The organism is Ureibacillus sp. FSL W7-1570 (assembly GCF_038593265.1).
GTDB lineage: Bacteria > Bacillota > Bacilli > Bacillales_A > Planococcaceae > Ureibacillus > Ureibacillus suwonensis.
Genome location: NZ_CP151979.1, coordinates 3,234,694 through 3,250,120, shown reverse-complemented (window position 1 = coordinate 3,250,120; position 15,427 = coordinate 3,234,694). Strand labels below are relative to the sequence as shown.

Below are 15,427 nucleotides of genomic sequence, written 5' to 3'. Positions count from 1 at the left end.
CTCCCTATCAGAAAAGTTTAGTCCTGTCTCAGTACTCATCACTCATTCCACCCTTCATTGTTAAACTCGATTTTTAATTTCTTCTTAAACAACCGTTCAATGTGTTTCTTTTGGTTTTCGGCCCTGTAAATTTCCGCCATCGCCCTGTTTGTTACATAGACATAAAGAATCAGTTTATCCCCTTCTAATTCCATTTTAATACTTTTTACGACATTTCTTTTGGAAACATTTAATGAATATGCAAATTTTAATAATGCCCCGAACTGGCTCAACATTTTCAATTCTTCCCGGGTAAACCATGTACGGAACGGCCGGCTTAAACGTCTAAAATAATCTCTATTCTTGTAGGACGCCAATAATGCAATCCTTACCCGATCTTTGTGGTTCAAGCCCGGAATCGATTGGTTGGCCAGCAAATAAAACGTGTGTTGATTCGATGAATCGATTTCGATGTAATCCCCAATCGAAAACACGCTTGCCGCTTTTTTTAATAATTGAAAATGTTCTTCATTATAAGGCAATAAGTTGAGTTTACAGCTTTCCAAATATAAGTTTTCCGCCAAATTCACCAAATTGGCGACTTCTTCCTCCGTTCTGCCGTATTTAAAAGCGAGGTGGTTGGCATATTCTTCAAAAATGTTGTCGAGATGAAAAGCTTCCGGATTGGATTGCATCACATTATGGATGATCAACCCTTCCCGCAGTCCGCTTTTGCTGATATAAAAGGAATCTGTATTGACAATTTCCATCAATGTTTGAAAGACGACTAAAGCAATCTCAATGATGTCCGCCCGGTCGGAGGATAATCCCTCGATTTGGATCAATTGTTCATAAGTTCGTCTTCCCAAATAATCCCCGAGATTTCTTAACGCTTCCCCGTCCATTTCATAATGGTGAAGACCGGAGATGGGATAATCGATCAAATGGTGATGGATTTGGGCAAGATTTCTTGCACTTCCACCGATTCCAACTACGGGCAATCCCACTTGGCCGATCCAGCCCAAACTTTCGAACTGTTTTTTTACATATTGGTATAGTCGGGTTTTTTCTTTTTCATTAATTTTATCCCCAGAGACAAAACTTTGTTTTAATGAAACCGTGCCAAATGGAAAGCTGAAGAAATGCTGCAGTTTTTTATTGTCATAAAGCGTGATTTCCGTTGATCCTCCGCCGATATCGATGGTTACGGCTGAAGGAAGATCCATCGAGTAAACGACCGCCAAATAGCCGAAATAGGCTTCTTCTTCTTCGGACAATAATTCGATTTTGATCCCGGTTTCCTGTTCCATCCGCAAAAGGATTTCTTCATTGTTTTTTGCCTGCCGGATTGCCGCGGTTGCAACAACCTTCATTTTTGCCACATCAAAGTCTTCCAAAATATGTTTAAATGAAATCAACGTATTTTTTAATTTTTCAATGCCTTCTTCAGACATGTTTCCATCCCGTTGAATATATTTTCTTAATCTGGCAACCTTCTTTACATTGCTGATTTCATTCAATCCCGCCTTCTTGCTGTAACTGTATATCACTAAGCGGATTGTATTCGAACCAATATCGATGATGGCTGTATTGAATGTTTCCACGGAATTAAGTCCCTTCTCCCTTGTTTGAATATTGAAATATTATCAATATTTTGACATAGGAACAGTGACGGTTCAACGAATAAAAATAAAACACAAGCCGGCGCCCTTGAGGCAACCGGCTTGAAACAGTATGTATATGCAATGTAAGGGGATTACAAAATCAATTCATCAATTTTCAAAATCAAATCCGCTATTTCCGGTTTCGATACTTGATCATCCGCCCCCACTTGTTCCCCTTTATGTCGAAGATCGTCGGTAATCAAACTGGAGAAGATGACAACCGGTAACTTTTGCAATTCCGGGTGGGTTTTGATTCTCTTCGTTAAATGATGTCCATCCATTTGCGGCATTTCAATATCCGTTACAACCAATTGGACATATTTTGAAATATCCCCGCCTTTGTCCAGCAAGGACTCCAAATAATCATATGCATCTTTGCCGTTTTCGAAAAACTCCAGATTTCCATAACCCGCTTCGGATAATGTTTCATTCAACAATTTACGCAACAGCGGCGAATCTTCCGCCACAACAATTCTCTTTTCGGAACGTTCGCGTTTCCCCAATTTTTTCACCGGTTCCACACTGATACCTGAATCCGGATTAATATCCATCATAATTTTTTCAAAATCCAGCAGCAAGATCATCGTTTCTCCTATCTTCACAACGCCGATCACCTGGTTTGAGCTGCCTTGATAAATATCCGAAGGCTTTTCGATCTGAGTCCATGAAATCCGGTGAATTTGGGTTACATTATCCACATGGAAAACGACTCTCAATTTGTTAAAGTCAGCCACAATATATTTTTGCTGATCGCTGTATTTCCCATTATTGATTCCAAGCACTTTCAACATATCCACAACCGGCAGCACTTCACCGCGGAGCTGAATAATCCCCTCTATGTGCGGATGGGCATGGGGAATAATTGTGACAGGAATCGGCTGGATAATTTCCTTCACCTTAATGACATTGATTCCATACTTATTGTTTGCCACCTCAAATTCGACAATTTCCAATTCATTCGTTCCAGATTCCAATAATATCCCTTTTTGCTCCATTTCAATCATCCCTTCCTTATGTAATGCTACACCAGCTTTTTTAATCGGAAATTTGCCGTTGATCTTGTTTGACTTGCAAATGGACAATCAATCCAATGACCGTCAATACAATCAACGATCCAAGGGCAACCCGTGAAGCAAGAGTGCCATAATCCTTCAATAAGAGCGTCACTGTCCCGTACAATGCCGGTCCGATGATGGATGATACTTTTCCGGAAAAAGCAAACAGTCCAAAAAATTGCCCGCGTTTTTCTTCAGGCGATAATTCAATAATCAACGTTCTTGATGTCACCCACATGGAACCCAGAGACACGCCAAACATGCTGCCTGCAATCCAAAACATCCATTCCTGTGTGGCGCAGACCGCGATAATGAGCGCAATGATCATGATGACGCTCACAATGGCAACAGATTTCCGCGCACCGATCGCTTTTGTAATGTTGCCGAACACGAACGAACCAATCACGGTGGAAATGGTGCTCACCAAATATAATAAAATAAATTGCCCGGAGGTGAAGCCGACGATGATCGTTGCATACACAGCCATCATGGCAATCGTTGTCTGAATGGCATCGTTCAAGAAAAAATAAGCAATCATGAATGTAAAAATTGCTTTGTATTTTTTCATATCTTTAAAAGTATCGACAATTTCTCTGTACCCTTTAATAAAACGGATCTTTTTTCGATTTTCTTTCGGAATCGGGGAGTCTTTAATAAAGAAAAACAATGGCAGAGAAAAGATCAAATACAGTATGGCTGTTGGAATAAAAGCCCGATGGAAACCGCCATCCTGCACGAAAAAGTAGACGAGTAAACCGACAATCGTTCCCAGATAACCAACAGCGACCCCAAATCCTGAAATTAACGGGATTTCATCTCCCTTGCCAAGATCTCCCAACATCGTATCATAAAATACTAAACTCGAATTAAAACAAAATTTTGCAATGACAAAACTGAGAACAACCAAACAAAGACTGAGGGGCAACCCTGAAAATTGAGAAGAAACATCCAGATGCGCAAATACCCCCATCATAAATGTGAAAAATATGGATATGGACGCAAACCACACGATGAATCGCTTTTTATAACCGGTTTGGTCGATCCAAACTCCATACAGAGGGGAAAACAGCACCAAAAAGAAACTCGCGCAAGCATTCGCATATGAAATGAAAGTGCTTGCCACCTGCTCCATCACCTGATCTGTACCGAGCACTTCATCCATATAAAACGGGAAAAAAACCGTATTGATATTGGATGAAAAAATTGTATTGGCAAAATCGTACAATGCCCATGAAAGAATCGGAAGGGAAAAATATAATGCCCATTGACTCCTCGCGCCCAAATGTTTTTTCAATAAAATCGCCCCTATCAGTCTATGAATTTGTAAAACTTACACTTGATAATATTTGATCAACGCCTGTGTGCCAAAATCCCCATACCCTTTCTCCAGCAACGTCTCATACATTTCTTTGGCCAGTTTCAATCCAGGCAAATCCAGCTCCATTTTTTCCGCTTCTTCCAAAGCGATTTTCATATCCTTGATGAAATGTTTAATATAAAAGCCGGGATCCAAGTCTCCTTTTAATATACGCGGTCCCAAATTCGATAATGACCAGGAGCCGGCTGCACCAGTGGAAACGGATTGCAGCACTTTTTCCAAATCCAGTCCCGCTTTCATGCCGTAAGCGATACATTCGCAAACACCGATCATATTGGTCGTCACCAGCAATTGGTTGCACATTTTTGCGTGCTGGCCAGCGCCGGCGCCTCCGTGATAAACGATATTGGAACCGAACAACTCAAAAATCGGCAGCATTTCCTTAAATACTTCTTCATCTCCGCCAACCATGATGGATAACGTGCCGTTTCTCGCCCCGATATCTCCGCCGGACACCGGTGCATCCAAACTCCGGACCCCTCTTTCCTTGGCGGCCACATAAATTTCTTTGGCCAGACTTGGCTTTGAAGTGGTCATATCCACAACGATGGAACCTTCTTTGGCCGTCCGGAAAATCCCATGTTCCCCAAAATATACTTCTTCCACATCTTTAGGAAAACCGACCATTGTAAAAATGATATCCGCATTTTCTGAAGCAAGGGCTGGTGTATCAGCCCAGAGAGCCCCAAGCCCAATCAGAGGATCCGCCTTTGCTTTTGTCCGGTTGTACACCGTCACTTCAAAACCCGCTTTCAATAAATGTTTGACGATGCTTGATCCCATCACACCCGTGCCGATAAATGCAATCTTTTTTTGACTCATTGTCACCCAACACCCCTTTAAGATATAAATTTATGTATATTTTACACTTTCTTGTAATGTACCATATAAAAGGGGAATTGTTGATATGTAAAAAAAAGATTATTTTCCATAAAAAAAGAGCAGCAAAATTGCTGCTTGAAAAGGGGGAAAATGAGAATGTTGCTGTGTTCAAAAATACTATTTCCCATTGACATGCATTTTATAACAAAATATTGAAAAATTTTTTATTTTTTCGCAATTAGCAGCAGGGATATTTGAACATATTGATTGATGATTTGATCCAACTGTTCGCTTAGTCGAATCGTCTTCGGAGCATGCAGGCCGTGCTCCAAACCCGAACGAATCATTTTTTCCCGAATTTGCTCCAATTGAATTAATAATTGCTCCATGTCCTGATCCCCTCTTTCTAATGAATTGAGGAAGGTTTATGCTCGCGGTTTTTCCGAATACGTATAGATGACCCTTCCCCCCTGCTTTGCTTCCCCTCGGAAATGTTTAAATTTTTCATCGTTCACAAGCACTTCTCGAAACTCCCAAAATTCCTCTTTCGTAATTTCTATACTTTCTATTTCCCCGTTTTTTAACTTTTCAATCATCATTTTATATTTATTCATCATCCTTAACCTCCTCATATTGCTTGTTGACAGAAATTATTCGAAAATCACTTTACTTTTGTTCTATTATCATGCAAACTAACTTCATAGTAGCTTAAAAGGAGGAGCATGCCTATGAAAATTGCTGAAGTGGGAGATATCATCGAATTCAAAGACGGGCTTCGCGGATTGGTGGAAAAAGTGAACGACAACTCGGTGATTGTTGATTTAACCATCATGTCCAACTATCGGGAATTGGATTTGGAAGAAAAAACGGTCGTTAATCATAAACGTTATAAAATTATAGAATCAAAAAATCATTTAGAATAAAAAAACCTTCCCCTTTTCATTGGTTATAGATGATAGGGGGAATTTTTTTTGTTAATATGATATCAAAGGAGGCAAAAAACATGAAATCATCCAAACATTTGATTGTACTCCTTCTCTCTCTTGCTTTCATCTTTATTAGCATGTATTTCACCTTCGAAGAAAAAAATATCTTCTGGCATCTATATACGTTCACTCTCCTCGTTGGCATCGCCATTTCCATCCTTTTCGGGAAATTCAAAGATGAACTCCCAACTTGGAAGTATATCTTATTTGGAATCGGATTTGGTACAATCACTTACGGAGTTGTACGGCTCAGCTACATTTTGCTAAAAACCGTGGATCACGGTTCCGTCAAAACGATCCGAAAATTCTTGGAAACTTATGGTCCAAATAATATTTGGCATTATTTACTGCTCATCTTTATTATCGTTATCGGTGAAGAAATGTTTTGGCGCGGCTATATTCAGCATGCTCTCAAACAATACGTCCCGCCAATCCTTTCATGCATCATGACAAGCGTTTTGTTTGCACTGACAATTGCGTTGAGCGGATTTATTCCGGGCGTTATTTGTGCATTCATCATCTCCCTTATTTTCGGCCTTTTATATGAGTGGAAGCAAAGCATACCTTTAGTCATTGTCGCGCATGAAATTTATGTTTTGCTGTTGTTTTTCATCTTGCCTTTTATCCATTATTGACCGGGAGATGAAACTTTTTGAAAGCAGTGACCGTCTTATTATCAAGGAGGCTGGAGAATGAAAAAATTACAACTTTTATTTACATCCCTTTTACTTATTTTATTGCTTGCCGCATGTGGAACAGCGGAAGACCAGAATGCCGAACCTGACAATACAGACCAGGAGACGGAAGAGGAAACAAACAACATTGAAGATGAAAGTGCAAAAGAGAACGGAACTCAACAAGAAGAAAATGCAAATCAAAATGAAAATCAAATTCAATACACTTCCAATAACGAAACACGCACCGCTGAAACTGCCAATGTAGAAGAAGATCTTTATACGATTCAAATTATGGAAGGCTATGAACTTACAAAAGAAGAGCCCGGAAAAGAATTGCTGTTCCTTCAAGATAACGATGCCATCAACATGCGCATTGAAGTGATGCCAAAAGAAGAGGCGGATTATGATAATCTTGTAAAAAATACACAAGAAATGATGGCAGCAATCAGCGACTATGAACCGTTCGATATCAGTGAAGCGGTGAAATCACATCCGGAAATTTCAAATTCCATTGCGTATATCGCGACAATTGAAAATGACGAAGTGGTCGGCATCGTTTACGAAAAAGGCAATCTTCTTGTCCGTTTAACGGTATATGACCAAAAAGATTACGATTTGAAAGATGCTCTTATCAAAATGGGGCTGACAATCAAAGAAAAATAATCTTCCGAAGGGTCTTGAAACCCGTTCTGTTTCCACAAAAAAGGGCTGTTCAAACAAGTCGAACAGCTCTTTATTAATTAATAAGACAAATCTTTGATCGATAACCCCAATTTTTTCAACAATTCAATGGCGGTATCCTTTTCTTCCGGGGTTAATGCATTCATCAACTCGTGCAAATTTTTTTCATGTTCCGGAAATATTTTTTCCATGAAGGCGGCACCTTTTTCGGTAATTTCCGCATAAGTGACTCTTCTATCTGAAGGACAGGATACCCGTTTGATTAAACCTCTTTTTTCAAGTTTATCGACCACATATGTGATCGAACCGCTGGCCAATAAAATTTTGCTTCCTATTTTTTGTAAGGGCTGTCTACCTTTATGATATAACAATTCCAACACAGCAAATTCTGTCGGATTGATTCCATTTTGCTGAAAAAACTGATTTGTCACTTCATTTATTGCCTTATTGGCCCTTGACAATACGATGTACAGTTTAAGCGATTGTTTGATTTCATTTGACGACAAGACAAATCATCCTCTTTTTTCTATCTCTTTAAGAGCATTATAGCTATTAGAGAAAAGATTTGTCAAAGCGGCGGCTATACAAGCGGGACAGAATTGGCCGTGCGGGATGCCAACAGTTTCTTCATTTGATTTTCATCGTAATAATACTTAGTATAATTCTCTGTATAACCCGGAAATTCCAAAATGAAAGTGGAACCGACATCAACGATGCTTTCCACCGAAATTTTTCCATGATGCTCATCCACCACTTTTTTGACGAGTGACAACCCGAGTCCTGTTCCTTCATCTTTTGTTGTAAAAAATGGCGTGAATAATTTATTTAAATTTTCTTCCGGAATCCCTGTTCCTTCATCTTTGATCAATACTTGGACTTTATTGCATATATTTTTTAATTCAATTGTAATCGTGCCGCCATTTTCCATCACTTCAATAGCGTTTTTTACCAAATTGATGAACATTTGTTTTAAATGATTGACATTGCCGGTAATCATTGAATCACATTCTTCATCGGCCTTCAATTGGATCACGACATGGTTTTTATAAGCTTGGGGCTGCATAATTTCAATCACTTCTTCGATCACATGCAGCATGGATACCTTTTCTTTAATAAATTTGGTCGGTTTTGCCAAATAGAGTATTTCTGAAAGGATGGTCTCCATTCTTTGCATTTCGGATTCAATGATTTTTATATATTTTTTTCCTTCTTCCGTCGTATTGAATTTCAATAACTCCATAAATCCTTTCAACGAGGTTACCGCATTTTTCAGCTCATGGGTAATATTTGCGGAAATCTTTCCGATTTCACTAAAATGTTCAAGTTCTTTCACTTTTTGTTTCAATTTGACCGTTTCCGTATGATCCACGATGGAAACCACAATCATGTCCAAATAATAGAAATATTTGCAATTCATTGTTAAATATCTTTCTTCATTTTGCCGATTCAAACGCTTCACTTCCAGCGTTGCATGTCCAAAAGCTTTCAGTTCGGATAAAAATTGCAGCTTTTTATAACCGTAATCGAAATACTTTGAGAGAAAAGAATCAAAAGACAAGTTTGAAATATTCCCCAAGTCGATATCCAGCAATTCAATCGCCCGTGAATTGATTTCATTAATCATTTCGTCTTTAAAGAAGAGAAGGCCATAAGGCAAATCATTCAGAAAATGTTTCCTGTACAATTGAAACTTGTTGTCCGAATCTTCGTTCAATATTTTTAAAAACACCAGGTTATTCTTTTTCAGAAACATTCCGAAAACTTTTATTTCTTTATACGCAGAATCTTTGCCTTTAATATTAAATGAAGAGAAGGAAAATTTCTCTTGCCGGATTCTTTTTAAAAATGAATTCCATCTTGATTGTGATAAATCGTCCATGGGAAGGGGCTTCCCTATCTCTTCATCCAAATTTAATATCTGAGCTGCCTTGTTGCTGATTGACTCGATATTACATGAAGTATTTAATATAAGCACAGGATCATCATATTGGAACAAATCTTCCAATAGAGGTACCATTGTCGCTTTTGTCATTTTGAAACACCCATCCTTCCCCACAATCATTAAATAATTTTTTCTCTCTCTATCTACAATTTATTCAATAAATTTTAACTTTCCGAAATTTTCTTAATATAAGTTTTATAAAAATTATTTCATAAAATTTTAAAGAATAAAATAAGCATTAAATACCGATTTTCAAAATTCAGACAATTTTTGGTGTTATTTTTTTGTTTTTTTATGTATTTTTTTAATGTATATGGTAGTATTGCTCTATATTTTTATTACTCGTTGATAAAAGATTTTGAATTATATATTATTACTTATAGACTATTTTTTGTTTCTCACATACTGTTCATTATTATTGTCTGTAAAATATTATTATTTTAATAAAAATATATCCACTTCTACACAGCATATGACATAAAAGACGAGAATATTCATATTTTTTAGAAATTATTTCGTTTTTGTCCATTTTATGACAACTTTGTACAGATCTATTTAAAAAAAATTGTTTTTCCCCTTTCTCCATTTCACCAAAATGCTACCGGAAAACGGTGGCTTGTCCACAAAAAAATCATCCATTCGCAATGAATGGATGATTTTTTTTGATTGTATACCGCACTAAAGTGGCAGGTCTCTTCCAGGAGTGTTTTTACATCAAGGAAAACCGTTCACACCTTGCGCTTTTGACATAATTACATTTTTTCCTTCCGATTATCCGATGATAATGCGTTCTTCCGGATATCGGAATTTCGGTTTTTGCGCCTTTCCGCCCAATGTATATAAGAACGAAATCAGCCCGACTCTTCCGACAAACATTAATACCATGATGACCAATTTGCCTGCGGTCGATAAACTTTCTGTGATTCCGAGGTCCATACCGCACGTACCGAATGCGGATGTGATTTCAAAGATGATTTCTGTGGTTGTTGCATCCGGCTCCGTCATCGACAACACCATTGTCGCAATCAATACCATAAACGCTGCAAGGATGATCACCACAAAGGAACGCAAAATATCTTCCAAGCAGATTTCCCGTCCAAACACTTGAATCTCTTTTCTTCCATTGGCGAAATTAATCAAAAATAACATGGCGATCGCAAATGTCGTAGTCCGGATACCCCCACCGACGGAACTTGGCGATGAACCGACAAACATCAAAAAACTCAAAAATATATTTGTCGCCTCACTAAACAATTCCACATCCATTGTCGTTAATCCCGCTGATCTTGAAGAAATCGATTGAAACATCGAAACAAAGAGTTTCTCATGCCAAGGCATTCCTTTTAAAGTTTGAAACGACTCCAGCAAAAAGATGGCAAAAGCGCCGATAATAAACAATACACCGTATGTTACAGTGGTGATTTTCGTAAAGAGGCTGAAACGAAAAGAGGGATCTTTCTTCAATAAATAATGCTTCAATTCCACCAGCACCGGAAATCCAATGGCGCCAAGCACAATCAATATCATTGAAATAAATTGAACGAAATAGTCATTATAAAAAGGTTCGAAGCTGTGTCCGGTAATATCAAAGCCGCTGTTCGTCGTTGCGGAAATTGCGGCAAACAGCCCATTTTTGAATGCTTCCGACCAGGAATCAAAATATCTCATAAAATGGATGGTCAATATCAAAGTGCCGATCGCTTCAATAAAGAACAAAATTTTGATGATTTCTTTAAGAAGCCGTACTACCCCCGCCAACTGAGTCTGATTAAAATCGATCATGATCAGCTGTCTTTCGCGCAAGCCGATTCTTTTGCCTATCAGCAGCCAAATAAAGGTGCCGATGGACATGACCCCAATCGCACCCAATTGGACAATAATCAATAAAATGATTTCCCCAAAATCCGTAAACGTTTCTGAAATATTGAATACGGTCAATCCCGTTACACTGATGGCACTCACGGCAGTAAAAAGCGTATCAATTACGGATACTTCTTTTCCATCCTGGTATACGCCCGGAATCCGCAACAACAAAAAAGAAATCAACATGGCCAGAAAATAAAATGTGACAAGAAGTTGAAACGGTGTTATTTGTTTGTTTTTAATGGACATGTTTGCCATGGGCTTCTCCTCTTTATTTCCAAATAAACTTTTTATTAGTATAAGAAAAATTCATTAGAAAATAAAGAGGAACAGCCTTTTTACAGCCGTTCCTTCGCAGGTTAGATCTCTTTTGCTTTTTCCTTTTTTTTCTTTGCCACACTGATGATCCATCCACCGGCTGCAATAGCCACAAGCACAGCCCAGAATGTGATTTCCCAAGGTGCTGAATGCGGGAAATCATGAGGCAAGATGCCGACTTTTTCGTGGGATAATGTCAAAACCACCAATTTAATACCAACCCATCCAACAATTAAAAAGGCAGCTGTTTCAAGTTCCGGATAGTTGTTCAACAATTTGACGAACGCTTGTGCAGCAAATCGCATCAAAATCATCCCGATGATTCCGCCGAGGAACATCACCGTAAATTGTCCCGCATTGATGCCACCGATATGAAAATGGCCAATTTCCGGCAGTGTCACCGCAATTGCAACGGCAGCAAGCATTGAATCCACAGCAAAGGCGATATCCGCCAATTCAATCTTCAATACCGTAGCCCATAATCCTTTCCCTTTTTGCAGATGTTCTTCAATTTCCCGTTCTTCTTCCTCTTTTTTGAATTTCTTTTCGTAAATATTTTTAAACGCAATAAACAATAAATATGCTGCACCAATCGCTTGGATTTCCCAATAGTTCACTAAAATCGTGATTAAGAATAACGCGGTAAAACGGAAGATCAACGCTCCAAACAATCCGTAAAACAGGGCTTTTTTCTGCTGATCCACCGGCAAGTGTTTGACCATCACCGCCATAACCACCGCATTATCCGCGGCCAACAGTCCTTCCAGCGCGACGAGAACGACCAGAACCCACAAATATTCCAAAATGATTGCTTCCACGAATTACTCCTCCTTAATGTTTGTATGCCCAACTGAAACTGCTTCTACAATTCAAGGGAAATGCCATTTTTATACAATATAAAAGACCTTTGCCCTTGAAAGGCAAAGGTCTTGCTAAGCAAACGGATGAATTTGCTTTCATATCCGATGGCACCCGCCATGTAATGACGAATATGAAGTAAGTATTTGGGCGTCCAAATACTTATAGCTACTCCCCTTTGACAATGTCAATGGTTATTCATTTTTACGTAAACTAAGTATATCAGCACCAAAATTGATTTGCAATGAATTTATTTGATTTGGATATGGTACTGTTCATTGCTTTTATTTTCTTTATAAAACCGGACCATCACCGGAATCGTTTTGATAAAATCCGGACAGGTGATATTTCCTTTTGATAAAAGCGCTTTGGCCATCGTACAATCAAAAGTCGCATTCCATGTCAGATAATCGATGGTTTCCTTTTCAACCCCCAGCATTGTCCGAACTTTTTTGATTTGCAAGAACGCCTTTGCAGCGGAAAGGGGGATTCTCCCTTTAGGGAAGTGACCTGTCATTTCTTTCACCATCGTCCGGTACACTTCCTGGACCGGATGCGGGTTTGGATCGGTCAAATGCACCGTTTTGCCGATCGCATCCTCATCATGGCAAAGGAAAATCGCCGCTTCCGTTATATAGTCTATTGGCACCACATTGATTCGTGCATCGGATTTTCCGATGTAAGGTATAAACGGCAGGAAACTCAAACGATCGATCAAGTTTAAAAAGAAGTATGGACCGTCAAATTTATTCGTTTCCCCCGTTTTCGAATTCCCTATCACAATCCCTGGCCGAATGATGGTCAACGGAATCTCATCAATCAAATCTCTCACCAGCAATTCCGCTTCAAATTTCGTTTCTTCATAATGGTTTTTGAAGGATTCCGGCCGTATTAATTCCGTTTCAAGAAGCAACCCTTCCCTTCTGCCCGCCACATAGGCTGTGCTGAAGTACATATAACGCTTTAATCGAGGCAATTTTTTCACAAAATCATTCACATTGGATGTGCCGTGCACGTTGACTTTCCAGGCGGCATCCCGCGGTACGGCCAAATCGTATATGGCGGCCAGATGCCAGAAATATTGAACCTCCTCTGCCATTTTTTTCATCGTATCTTCTTGGAGGTTTAAATTCGGCAATGTAATATCGCCTTCGATGATTTCAATCTTTCTGCCAGGATACGCTTCCAAAATGCTTTCCCGCACCGTTTCCGCTTTTTCTCTTTCCGTTTTCAGCACAAGGACGTATACCGTGTCCGCTACATTATTTTCAAACATCCGGCGAATCAATTGTCTCGTGATAAACCCAGGAAAACCTGTAAAAAAATGAACTGCCATGCCCTTTTCCTCCATCCCCAATATTCCTATTAATTACTTATTCTTGATACGGTTCTTTTTTTCCTTTCACAAGTCATCCATTTGCTGTTTTGGGCAATTCCATACCCCATTATTCAACAGTTTGAACCCTTTCGAGGAATATTTATGGGGATTCTGTTCCGCCGCTTCCAAAACAATCGAAAAGAGCGAACGGAAAACAATTTTCCATTCGCTCCAGTCCAAGTATTACAACAAACTATATAATTGAATATGTTCATTTTTCTCCGAGAACCAGCGCATAGCAAATTCATTTTCGAATAAAAAGACGAGTTTGCCGAAGCGATCTTTCACCAGCATGGAACGGGATGAATTCATTGAATCCTTGACATCCTCTTCATTTTTGATCCAGCGGGCAATTTTGGATCCGATCGGCTGCATGACAACTTCCACATTATATTCATTTTTCATCCGGTGCTCGAACACTTCAAATTGCAATTGCCCCACCGCACCGAGAATGATTTCCTCTGTATGCAGCGTTTTATAATATTGGATGGCCCCTTCTTGCACAAGCTGCAAGATGCCTTTATGGAACTGTTTCGATTTCATCACGTTTTTCGGGCTGACTCTCACAAACAGTTCCGGTGTAAATTGAGGGAGTTTTTCAAATTGGAACAATTTCTTTCCACCCACGATGGTGTCTCCGATTTGATATGTTCCCGTATCATAAAGCCCGATGATGTCTCCTGCCACCGCTTCGTCCACCGTTTCCCGGGTTTCCGCCAAAAATTGCGTCGATTGGGTCACTTTGAACGTTTTTCCTGTACGGGCCAATGTCACATTCATTCCCCGTTCAAATTTGCCCGAAACAATGCGCACAAAAGCGATTCGATCCCGGTGTGCCGGGTTCATGTTTGCCTGAATTTTGAAAATGAATCCGGAAAGCTCCTCATGCTCCATTGGATCAATCAGCTGCTCATCTTCTGTCAATCGCGGTTGCGGAGCAGGAGCGAATTTCAAATAAGTTTCCAAGAAAGTTTGCACGCCAAAGTTTGTCAAAGCGGAACCGAAAAACACCGGCGTCAATTCACCTTGGCGGATCTCCTCTTCCGAAAAAGCGTTCCCCGCTTCATTCAAGAGTTGAATATCGTCCAACGCCTGCTGATAATAGGAAGTTTCCTTCATCGGATGATCAGCGGCCAATTCGCCATTTTCATCCAATGGCAAAAAGCGTTCTTTATCTTCCACCCGGAACTGTTCCACCCGATGATGGTAGCGGTCATAAATGCCGTAGAATTCTTTCCCCATACCGATCGGCCAGTTCATCGGATAGGCTTTGATTTCAAGCACTTCCTCGATTTCTTCGATCAATTCAAGGGGTTCTTTCCCTTGGCGGTCCAATTTATTGATGAATGTAAAAATCGGAATGCCGCGCATACGGCAAACTTTGAACAATTTAATCGTTTGCGATTCGATCCCTTTTGCCGCGTCAATCACCATGACGGCACTGTCCACCGCCATCAGTGTACGGTACGTATCCTCCGAGAAGTCCTGGTGTCCCGGTGTGTCCAAGATATTCACCCGATAGCCGTCATAATCGAATTGCAAAACGGAGGAAGTAACGGAAATTCCCCGTTGTTTTTCGATTTCCATCCAGTCACTTGTGGCGAATTTTCCGGTCTTTTTCCCTTTGACTGTACCGGCAGCGCGGATGGCTCCGCCAAATAGCAAAAGCTTTTCCGTCAACGTGGTCTTCCCGGCATCCGGGTGGGAAATGATTGCAAACGTCCGACGGGATAATATTTCTTGTTTTAATTTTGAATCCATATTTCTGCGTCTCCTTTTTTCATACGTAAACAATAATAAAAGAATTGTCCATGTTTCGACAACCA

At 39.7% G+C, this 15,427-nt stretch carries 15 protein-coding genes; 3 read left to right on the top strand and 12 right to left on the bottom strand.

Features of this window, described 5'->3' with window-relative positions:
- Positions 1-38: 38 nt before the first annotated feature.
- The 6 genes from NST13_RS16085 to NST13_RS16060 form a co-directional block, all read right to left on the bottom strand.
- Positions 39-1,583: a Ppx/GppA family phosphatase gene (locus tag NST13_RS16085; protein WP_342581071.1), complete on the bottom strand. Its 1,545-nt coding sequence runs from the start codon at positions 1,581-1,583 to the stop codon at positions 39-41.
- Between the two features lie 152 nt (positions 1,584-1,735).
- On the bottom strand, positions 1,736-2,638 hold the full coding sequence (locus tag NST13_RS16080; protein WP_342470054.1) for a chemotaxis protein: 903 nt from the start codon (positions 2,636-2,638) through the stop codon (positions 1,736-1,738).
- A 40-nt stretch (positions 2,639-2,678) separates the two neighbouring features.
- Positions 2,679-3,998 (bottom strand): MFS transporter, encoded by a 1,320-nt coding sequence (locus tag NST13_RS16075; protein WP_342471169.1) that lies wholly within the window; start codon positions 3,996-3,998, stop codon positions 2,679-2,681.
- A gap of 30 nt (positions 3,999-4,028) precedes the next feature.
- Positions 4,029-4,898, bottom strand: coding sequence for an NAD(P)-dependent oxidoreductase (locus NST13_RS16070; RefSeq protein WP_342581070.1), 870 nt, complete (start codon positions 4,896-4,898; stop codon positions 4,029-4,031).
- Positions 4,899-5,122: 224 nt separating this feature from the next.
- Positions 5,123-5,287 carry an aspartyl-phosphate phosphatase Spo0E family protein gene (locus NST13_RS16065; protein ID WP_342470056.1) on the bottom strand — a complete coding sequence of 55 codons (165 nt, stop codon included), beginning with the start codon at positions 5,285-5,287 and terminating at the stop codon, positions 5,123-5,125.
- 36 nt (positions 5,288-5,323) lie between these two features.
- Positions 5,324-5,512, bottom strand: a complete 189-nt coding sequence (locus NST13_RS16060) for a hypothetical protein (RefSeq protein WP_342471170.1) — start codon at positions 5,510-5,512, stop codon at positions 5,324-5,326.
- 114 nt (positions 5,513-5,626) lie between these two features.
- Between NST13_RS16060 and NST13_RS16055 the strand changes: the two genes are divergently transcribed.
- The 3 genes from NST13_RS16055 (at position 5,627) to NST13_RS16045 (ending at position 7,224) form a co-directional block, all read left to right on the top strand.
- Positions 5,627-5,821 carry a DUF2187 family protein gene (locus tag NST13_RS16055; RefSeq protein WP_342470057.1) on the top strand — a complete coding sequence of 65 codons (195 nt, stop codon included), beginning with the start codon at positions 5,627-5,629 and terminating at the stop codon, positions 5,819-5,821.
- Positions 5,822-5,901: 80 nt separating this feature from the next.
- A complete protein-coding gene (locus NST13_RS16050) occupies positions 5,902-6,519 on the top strand; it encodes a type II CAAX endopeptidase family protein (RefSeq protein ID WP_342470058.1) in 618 nt (205 codons plus the stop codon).
- 57 nt (positions 6,520-6,576) lie between these two features.
- Positions 6,577-7,224, top strand: coding sequence for a hypothetical protein (locus NST13_RS16045; RefSeq protein WP_342581069.1), 648 nt, complete (start codon positions 6,577-6,579; stop codon positions 7,222-7,224).
- Positions 7,225-7,301: 77 nt separating this feature from the next.
- On the opposite strand, the gene NST13_RS16040 is transcribed toward NST13_RS16045, so the two are convergent.
- From NST13_RS16040 to NST13_RS16015, 6 genes are all read right to left on the bottom strand, one after another.
- Positions 7,302-7,748 (bottom strand): MarR family transcriptional regulator, encoded by a 447-nt coding sequence (locus tag NST13_RS16040; RefSeq protein WP_342470060.1) that lies wholly within the window; start codon positions 7,746-7,748, stop codon positions 7,302-7,304.
- A 74-nt stretch (positions 7,749-7,822) separates the two neighbouring features.
- Positions 7,823-9,274 carry a HAMP domain-containing sensor histidine kinase gene (locus NST13_RS16035; protein WP_342581068.1) on the bottom strand — a complete coding sequence of 484 codons (1,452 nt, stop codon included), beginning with the start codon at positions 9,272-9,274 and terminating at the stop codon, positions 7,823-7,825.
- A 681-nt stretch (positions 9,275-9,955) separates the two neighbouring features.
- Positions 9,956-11,305, bottom strand: coding sequence for a potassium transporter TrkG (locus NST13_RS16030; protein WP_342470062.1), 1,350 nt, complete (start codon positions 11,303-11,305; stop codon positions 9,956-9,958).
- Between the two features lie 101 nt (positions 11,306-11,406).
- Positions 11,407-12,183 (bottom strand): TerC family protein, encoded by a 777-nt coding sequence (locus tag NST13_RS16025; RefSeq protein ID WP_342581067.1) that lies wholly within the window; start codon positions 12,181-12,183, stop codon positions 11,407-11,409.
- A gap of 290 nt (positions 12,184-12,473) precedes the next feature.
- Positions 12,474-13,559 carry an SDR family oxidoreductase gene (locus tag NST13_RS16020; RefSeq protein WP_342470064.1) on the bottom strand — a complete coding sequence of 362 codons (1,086 nt, stop codon included), beginning with the start codon at positions 13,557-13,559 and terminating at the stop codon, positions 12,474-12,476.
- A 225-nt stretch (positions 13,560-13,784) separates the two neighbouring features.
- On the bottom strand, positions 13,785-15,362 hold the full coding sequence (locus NST13_RS16015) for a peptide chain release factor 3 (RefSeq protein WP_342581066.1): 1,578 nt from the start codon (positions 15,360-15,362) through the stop codon (positions 13,785-13,787).
- Positions 15,363-15,427: the final 65 nt, after the last annotated feature.

Excerpts from the sequence above, each read along its gene's own strand:
- NST13_RS16080 (WP_342470054.1), bottom strand. The coding sequence starts at position 2,638 with ATGGAGCAAAAAGGGATATTATTGGAATCTGGAACGAATGAATTGGAA.
- NST13_RS16070 (WP_342581070.1), bottom strand. The coding sequence starts at position 4,898 with ATGAGTCAAAAAAAGATTGCATTTATCGGCACGGGTGTGATGGGATCA.
- NST13_RS16065 (WP_342470056.1), bottom strand. The coding sequence starts at position 5,287 with ATGGAGCAATTATTAATTCAATTGGAGCAAATTCGGGAAAAAATGATT.
- NST13_RS16060 (WP_342471170.1), bottom strand. The coding sequence starts at position 5,512 with ATGAATAAATATAAAATGATGATTGAAAAGTTAAAAAACGGGGAAATA.
- NST13_RS16055 (WP_342470057.1), top strand. The coding sequence starts at position 5,627 with ATGAAAATTGCTGAAGTGGGAGATATCATCGAATTCAAAGACGGGCTT.
- NST13_RS16050 (WP_342470058.1), top strand. The coding sequence starts at position 5,902 with ATGAAATCATCCAAACATTTGATTGTACTCCTTCTCTCTCTTGCTTTC.
- NST13_RS16045 (WP_342581069.1), top strand. The coding sequence starts at position 6,577 with ATGAAAAAATTACAACTTTTATTTACATCCCTTTTACTTATTTTATTG.
- NST13_RS16035 (WP_342581068.1), bottom strand. The coding sequence starts at position 9,274 with ATGACAAAAGCGACAATGGTACCTCTATTGGAAGATTTGTTCCAATAT.
- NST13_RS16030 (WP_342470062.1), bottom strand. The coding sequence starts at position 11,305 with ATGGCAAACATGTCCATTAAAAACAAACAAATAACACCGTTTCAACTT.
- NST13_RS16020 (WP_342470064.1), bottom strand. The coding sequence starts at position 13,559 with ATGGCAGTTCATTTTTTTACAGGTTTTCCTGGGTTTATCACGAGACAA.
- NST13_RS16015 (WP_342581066.1), bottom strand. The coding sequence starts at position 15,362 with ATGGATTCAAAATTAAAACAAGAAATATTATCCCGTCGGACGTTTGCA.